The sequence below is a fragment of the Myxococcales bacterium genome (assembly GCA_016703425.1).
Classification (GTDB): Bacteria; Myxococcota_A; Polyangia; order Polyangiales; family Polyangiaceae; genus JADJCA01.
The window spans coordinates 721508-727859 of record JADJCA010000029.1 but is presented as its reverse complement, the minus strand read 5'-3'; the positions used below and the strand labels follow the sequence as shown (position 1 = coordinate 727859).

The following is a 6352-nucleotide window of genomic DNA, read 5'->3' as shown; positions in this document are numbered from 1 at the left end:
GCACGATGGCCCCGTTCGCCGCCGCCACGACGACGTCTTCGTTGCCGATGCTGAGCACGAGGCCGACGCCCGTCAGCCCCGTGACGAAACCTCCAACATGGAACGTCGTGCTCGCGCCGTCGGGAGCCGCCGCGTCGTCCGGCTCGGCGGCGCCGTCGCCCTCGTTCACCTTCGCGCCGTCGGCGTTGCCTGCGGTGGACGCATCGCCCGCGGGCTCGCCGATGGGCGACCGATTCTCCGCTCCGCACGCGACCGCCATTGTCACGGCGAGGAGACACCCCATGAGAATTAGAGAGCGAGCGCTGCTCATTGGGCCTTCCATGGCCGAGGTGCGCGCGCCGCGCAATAGCGGCGTGTTTTTCCGAGGCCTTTTTCCGCGGCCCCGCCCCCGCGCGACGGGCCGCCTTTCCTCGCTACTTGGGCGCGGTGAACTCGACGCTGAAGCCGAGTTGCCCCAATCGGCGCGCCTCAAGGCATGCCGGCGACGCTGGCTCGACGATGCGGCAGCCGTCGGGGCGAACATCGTAGATGGCGCACGGGTAAGCGCCCGGTGTCGAGAGGTCGAGTGCGGCGCAGCGCTCGCCGTCGTTTTTCACGAACCGAAAGTAGGGCGGGCGCCGAAACATTTCCGTGTAGACCGCAAGGTGTCGAGCGCCCATCCGCTCCTCGTCGACGCGGCGCAGGCTCACGGTCTCGGGACCGTGATGGCAACAGCGACCGCAGGTCACGCAGTCAGAGCCGTCGGCGGCGGGCGGGTCGAGGAGCGGAGCGAGCGGCACGCCTCTCTATAGCAGCGCGGGAAAGCGCTTGCCGCGTGGCGCGTCGCGACGGTGAGCCGCGCGGCTCTAGAAAATTCCAACGCCGCGCCGAGACGCTGCGACTTTGTGCCGCGTCCTCGTCGCAGGTGTTCGGAAACTTGTCCCTTCGTCGACCGATGCCGTACCGGCGAGAGGAAGGGAGGTCCAACCATGGACTCGACGCGCTTCTTCTCGCTCTCTTTCGTTGCCTTCGCACTCGCTTCCGTCGGTTGCGCAAAAAAGCCCGCCTTGCCGGAGGCCCTCGAGACCACCGGCGCGCGCCTGCCAAGGCCGAGCGTCCACGTCGACCGCGAGCTCGCGCGGCTCTGCAAGATCACCTTCGGAAACGTCGAGAAGGCACCGAAGTTCAACTTTGATGACGCGACGCTCCTCCCGGAAGACCGTGACGTCCTCGTTCAAGTCGCGCGCTGCGTCACCACGGGCCCCCTGGCCGGACGAGGCCTCTCGCTCGTGGGTCGCGCCGACCCCCGCGGCGAGCTCGAATACAACCTCGTGCTCGGCGAGCACCGGGCCGACGGCGTGGGCAGCTACCTGGCCCTCTTGGGCGTCGAACAAGCGAAGCTGGCGAAGACCTCGCGCGGCGAGCTCGACGCCGAAGGCACGGACGAAGACGGCTGGCATCGCGACCGGCGCGTCGACATCACGCTGGCGCCGCGCGCCAAAGCGGCGACGGCGACGGGCGACGCGACGAGCGACGTCGTCGCCCAGGCCCCGCGCTGAACCGCGCCTAGACGGGGCAGCCACGGCGCGACAGACAACCGGCGCCGCTGGCCGTTTCCCGCGACCTCTACTATGTACGGGGCGAGGTCGCCCGGTGACATCCCGTTTTGAGCCAAAACCCCCGTGGCTGAAGGTCCGTGCTCCCGGCGGCGAGAGCTACGCGCACCTCAAGGACACGTTTCGCGCGCTCGACCTGCACACGGTTTGCGAAGAGGCGCGTTGCCCGAACATCGGCGAGTGCTGGACCGAGGGCACGGCGACGGTGATGCTCCTCGGCGACGTGTGCACGCGTGGCTGCCGATTCTGCGCCGTCACGAGCGGCGACCCGCGCGGCGCCGTCGACGTTCGTGAGCCCGAGCACGTGGCGCGCGCCCTCTCGCGCATGGAGCTCCAGTACGTCGTCCTGACGATGGTCGACCGCGACGATCTCCTCGACGGCGGCGCGTCGCACGTTGCGCGCACCGTGACGCGTCTGAAGGAGCTTCGTCCCGACATGCTCGTCGAGACCCTCCTCGGCGACTTCGGCGGCCACCTCGACTACGTCGACACCACGGTCGACGCGCGGCCCGACGTCTGGGCCCACAACATCGAGGTGACCGAGCGCCTCCAACGAAAGATCCGCGACGCTCGCTGCAGCTACGCTCAGTCGCTCGGGGTGCTGGCCCGCGTGAAGGCGCGCGATCCGAAGCGCGTCACCAAGTCGAGCATCATGGTCGGCATCGGCGAGACCGACGCTGAGGTCGAACAGACCTTGCGCGACCTGCGAAGCGCCGGCGTCGACATCGTCACTCTGGGTCAATACCTGCGCCCTACACCAAAACACGCACCGGTGGATCGTTTCGTCACGCCGGAGGCGTTCGCTCGTTTCGCCGAACTCGCGCGCGGCAGGGGATTTCTGTACGCGGCGAGCGGTCCCCTCGTGCGCAGCTCGTACAAGGCCGCCGAGGTCTTCGTTCGGAGCTTTCTCGTGCCGGGCGACGAGACCGCCGCGAAGGCGCACATGGACGAGCGGCTCGCCGACGCGCGGCGCGCGGCCAGCGCCCAGGGGGAGGCCCCCAACGGCGCACCACGCTCGACCAGCGAGCTGGCGGCGAGAGCCGCCGCGGCGCTCCTGATGCCCGCCTCCCAGCTCGTCCGGCGATAGCGATGGCGTCCGACTCGACGACGAGGCCCGAACGTCTCTATGGCGCGGGCGTCGTCGCGTCGCTCCTCGTCCTGACGCTGTGTGCCGTCGACGCGCGCGCGCGCCGGACGAGGGCCCACAAGGACGAGCCCGCCGTCCTTGCCGTCGCCGCGCACCTCGCGTCGCCCGACGTGGCCATCTCCAACGGTGCGCGCTGGCTGCGCGCACCGAGCGTCGAAGAGCCCGGGGCCGCGCAGGCCGACGGCCCCGCGTTCCCCGATCCCGATCCCGCCGGCGGCGCGCTCTCGCCGCCGCGGGCCGCCTACGGCGAGGGCCTCTCACGAACCGCGGAGCCGAAGACGCGATGACCACCTCGCCGCCCAAGGAGCGCTCGCTCGCGGCGACGCGCTCGCTCGTGGCCTTCGCAAGCGGCGCGCTGGCGCGCAAGCGCGGCAAGACGCTCGCGCTCGGCGCGGCGCTAGCGCTGACGGTCACCATGGCGGCGGCGATCTTGTTTCTCACCGATTCGTTGCGCGCTGCCGCCGCTCGCGTACGCGGCGCTGCGCCCGATCTCGTTGTGCAGCGCCTCGTCGCGGGGCGTCCGGCGACGCTCGACGCGACCGTCGCCGCCGAGCTCGTCCGCATCGAGGCGGTCAAGAACGTCGAGCCACGAGTCTGGGGGTACATCTTCGTGCCGGCCATCGCGGCCAACGTCGTGGTCATCGGCGACACGCGTGAGAAAGCCGCCCTCGACGTGGCGAGCGGCGCGCTCTCTGAAGGGCGCCCCCTCGGCGGCCCCTCGGAGGCGGTCCTCGGCGCCTCGCTGGCGCGAACGCTCGGCCTCACCGTCGGCGACACGCTCCGCTTGCCGCCGGCCGGCGCGCGCCCGATGCCCCCGCTCAAGATCGTCGGCACCTTCGCGTCGAGCGTCGAGGTCTACGCGTCCGACGTGATGCTCGTCGGCGAGTCCGACGCGCGCGCACTCTTTGGCCTCGCGAAGGGCGACGCGACCGACCTCGCCGTGACGCTGACGAACCCCGCCGAGGCCCGCGTGGTCGCGCAGGCGATCCTGGAGAAGGTCGACGGCGGCCGCGTCGTTGACCGCGCGCTCATGGCGAGGACCCACGAGCTCGCCTTCGGACGACGAAGCGGCCTGGCCCTGGCGGCCATCTTGCCCGCGCTGATCGCCCTCTTGATCCTCGCCTGGGAGCGGCTCACCAACCTCGGCGCCGAGGAGCGTCGCGAGGTCGCGATCCTCAAGGCCGTCGGCTTCTCCACCGGCGACGTCATCACGGTGAAGATGGCCGAGTCGCTGCTGGTGAGCCTCGTGGCGACAGCGGGCGGCATCGCCCTCGCGTATGCGTGGATCTTTCTGCTGGGCGCGCCGGGGCTTCGGGCCGCCATCGCCGGCTTCGGTGTGCTCTCTGGCGACGTCGCGCTCGTCCCCGAGGTCGACCTGGCCCAGCTCTTCGGCCTCACGCTCGGCATCGTAGGTCCGTTCGTCGCGCTCAGCGTCCTTCCCGCGTGGCGCACGGCCATGGTCGACCCGATGGATGGCATGCGCGGCTGACAATGCGGGCGCGGGGGCGCTTTTTTCGGCATACTCGGTCCCGATGCCTGCTTCCCAAAGCCGCGGTCCCGTCAATCGCGCGGCCGCCGCCGACGCCATCGAAGCGTTCTTGAGAGCGCTCGGCCTCGACCCAGCGGCGACGGAGCTCGCGGGCACCGGCGCCCGAGTCGCTTCGGCCTTCGACGATGACCTGTGCGCGGGCTACGGCGTCGATGCGGTCGCGCTCCTCTCGGCGAGCGCCGTCGCGGGCAGCACCGACCTCGTCTTCGTGCGCGACATCGCGGTGGCGGTGACGTGTCCGCATCACCTCATGCCGGCCAGCGGCTCTTGCGACGTCGTGTTCGCACCGGGAGCCATGCTCGTCGGCGTCGGCACCATCGCGCGGATCGTCAGCGAGCTCGGCCGGCGGCTCGTCTTGCAGGAGGCGCTTGGTGAGGAGATCGCGGGGGCCATCCACGAGGCGCTGGCGCCTCGCTTCTCGGCGTGCCGTCTTCGGCTCTCGCACGCGTGCATGATCGCTCGCGGGGAACGGGCCCACGGCACGCGCGTCGAGACGCTCGCCGTCCGCGGTGCGATCACCGGCGAGGGCGCCGCGCAGCTCTTCGGCGCGAGGGAGCCGTGAGCCGCGGTGTCGCCGTCGTCACCGGGGCGGGGCGGGGCATCGGCCGGGCGACGGCGCTGGCCTTCGCGGGCCGCGGACTCGATGTCGCGTTGCTCGGGCGGACCAAAGAGTCGCTGGAGCTCGTCGCCGAGGCGTGCTCCGCGCGCGGCGTGAGCGCCCAGTCCTTCGTGTGTGACGTTGCGCGGTCGGCGTCGGTGACCGACGCCGCGACTCGCGTGGTGACCCGCATGGGTGCACCGGCCGTCGTCGTCAACAACGCCGGCATCGTCAAGCGGGGCCTCGTGCACGAAACGAGCGAAGAAGACTTTCGCGCCGTCTTGGACGCGAACCTCGTGGGTGCGTTCTTGGTCACGCGAGCCTTCTTGCCGACGATGTTGGCGGCGCGGACGGGCCGCGTCGTGATGGTCTCGAGCATCTCGGCGACGTTGGGCACGGCGCGGCAAGCGTCCTATTGTGCGTCGAAGTGGGGCCTCCACGGCTTCATGAAATCGCTCGCTGAAGAGCTACGCGGAACGGGCCTCATAACGCTCGCGGTGGTGCCCGGGTCGGTCGACACCGACATGCTGGTCGGCAGCGGATTTCCCGCAAAAATGTCGGCGGAAGACGTAGCCGCGAGCATCGTCTACGCGGGCCTCGACGCGCCCGTCGCCATGAACGGTAGCGCCCTCGAGATGTTCGGTTAACGGCACGCGAGGACGGACGGAGCCGCGGCGCTCCGTCTCATTTCGGGCCAGACGCCGACGATGTTGTGAAAGGCGGCTGGGGGAGCGATGGCGGCGTGTACTCTAGGGCTCCGCATGACCTCGCGCCGCGTCACCTCCGAGCCTGCCCCGCCGACCCATCGGCTCCGCGACGCGCTTTCGGAGCTGCCGCTCTTTCCGTTGCCGGACGTCGTCCTCTACCCCGGCGTGCTCTTGCCGCTTCACGTCTTCGAACCGCGCTACCGCACCATGTTGCGCGACGTGATGCGGAGCCACGGCGCGTTAGCGGTGGTGCAGATTTCCCCAACCGCGAACGAGGGCGGGCTCGATGCAGCGGACCGGAAGCCGGAGCTCGCCACGGTGGCGGGCGCAGGGCTCGTCCTCGAGCAGGAGGTGCTCGCCGACGGTCGCTCGAACATCGTGATCCAGGGCGTGGCGCGCGTCTCCCTCGCGGAGCTTCCCATGGAGGGACCGTACCGGCGCGCGAAGGCGACGCTCCTCGAAGAGCCGCCGAGCCTTGTCTCGGACGTCGACCTCACTTCCCTCGTGCACAGCGCGGCCGCGTTCATCGCGGAGGTCAAGCGACGCGACCCCCGTTTCGCGTTCCGTTCGCCAACCACCATGACGCCCGGCTCCATCGCCGACGCCTGCGCGTTTCATCTCATCATCGATCCGCGAGCGCGCCAGGAGCTGCTGCAAGAGCTCGATCCGGAAAGGCGAGTGACCCGCGTCATCGCCGAGCTTGCCGCACAACGGCTTGATCTCGAGGGGCAGAAGCACACGGTGCTTCACTGACGC

Annotated in this window: 8 protein-coding genes; 6 read left to right on the top strand and 2 right to left on the bottom strand. The window is 70.4% G+C overall.

The window, feature by feature from the left end:
* Positions 1-283, bottom strand: a 283-nt coding sequence (locus IPG50_36580; protein MBK6697663.1) for a hypothetical protein, incomplete at its 3' end; no start/stop codon positions are given.
* Positions 284-413: 130 nt separating this feature from the next.
* The gene (locus tag IPG50_36575) at positions 414-779 is read right to left on the bottom strand and encodes a YkgJ family cysteine cluster protein (GenBank protein ID MBK6697662.1); all 366 of its coding nucleotides are present in this window, start codon (positions 777-779) and stop codon (positions 414-416) included.
* 394 nt (positions 780-1173) lie between these two features.
* Here IPG50_36575 and lipA point away from each other — a divergent pair, with 394 nt between their 5' ends.
* The 6 genes from lipA to IPG50_36545 all read left to right on the top strand — a co-directional run bounded on the left by lipA (position 1174) and on the right by IPG50_36545 (position 6349).
* Positions 1174-2682 carry a lipoyl synthase gene (gene lipA, locus IPG50_36570; GenBank protein ID MBK6697661.1) on the top strand — a complete coding sequence of 503 codons (1509 nt, stop codon included), beginning with the start codon at positions 1174-1176 and terminating at the stop codon, positions 2680-2682.
* Positions 2683-2684: 2 nt separating this feature from the next.
* Positions 2685-3029 (top strand): hypothetical protein, encoded by a 345-nt coding sequence (locus tag IPG50_36565; protein ID MBK6697660.1) that lies wholly within the window; start codon positions 2685-2687, stop codon positions 3027-3029.
* The gene (locus IPG50_36560; GenBank protein ID MBK6697659.1) at positions 3026-4231 is read left to right on the top strand and encodes an ABC transporter permease; all 1206 of its coding nucleotides are present in this window, start codon (positions 3026-3028) and stop codon (positions 4229-4231) included. Before IPG50_36565 ends, IPG50_36560 begins: the two co-directional genes overlap by 4 nt.
* A gap of 43 nt (positions 4232-4274) precedes the next feature.
* Entirely contained in the window at positions 4275-4853 is a 579-nt protein-coding gene (locus IPG50_36555; protein ID MBK6697658.1) for a GTP cyclohydrolase I, read from the top strand.
* The gene (locus IPG50_36550; protein MBK6697657.1) at positions 4850-5536 is read left to right on the top strand and encodes an SDR family oxidoreductase; all 687 of its coding nucleotides are present in this window, start codon (positions 4850-4852) and stop codon (positions 5534-5536) included. Before IPG50_36555 ends, IPG50_36550 begins: the two co-directional genes overlap by 4 nt.
* 114 nt (positions 5537-5650) lie before the next feature.
* Positions 5651-6349, top strand: a complete 699-nt coding sequence (locus IPG50_36545) for an LON peptidase substrate-binding domain-containing protein (protein ID MBK6697656.1) — start codon at positions 5651-5653, stop codon at positions 6347-6349.
* The last annotated feature ends 3 nt before the right edge of the window (positions 6350-6352 follow it).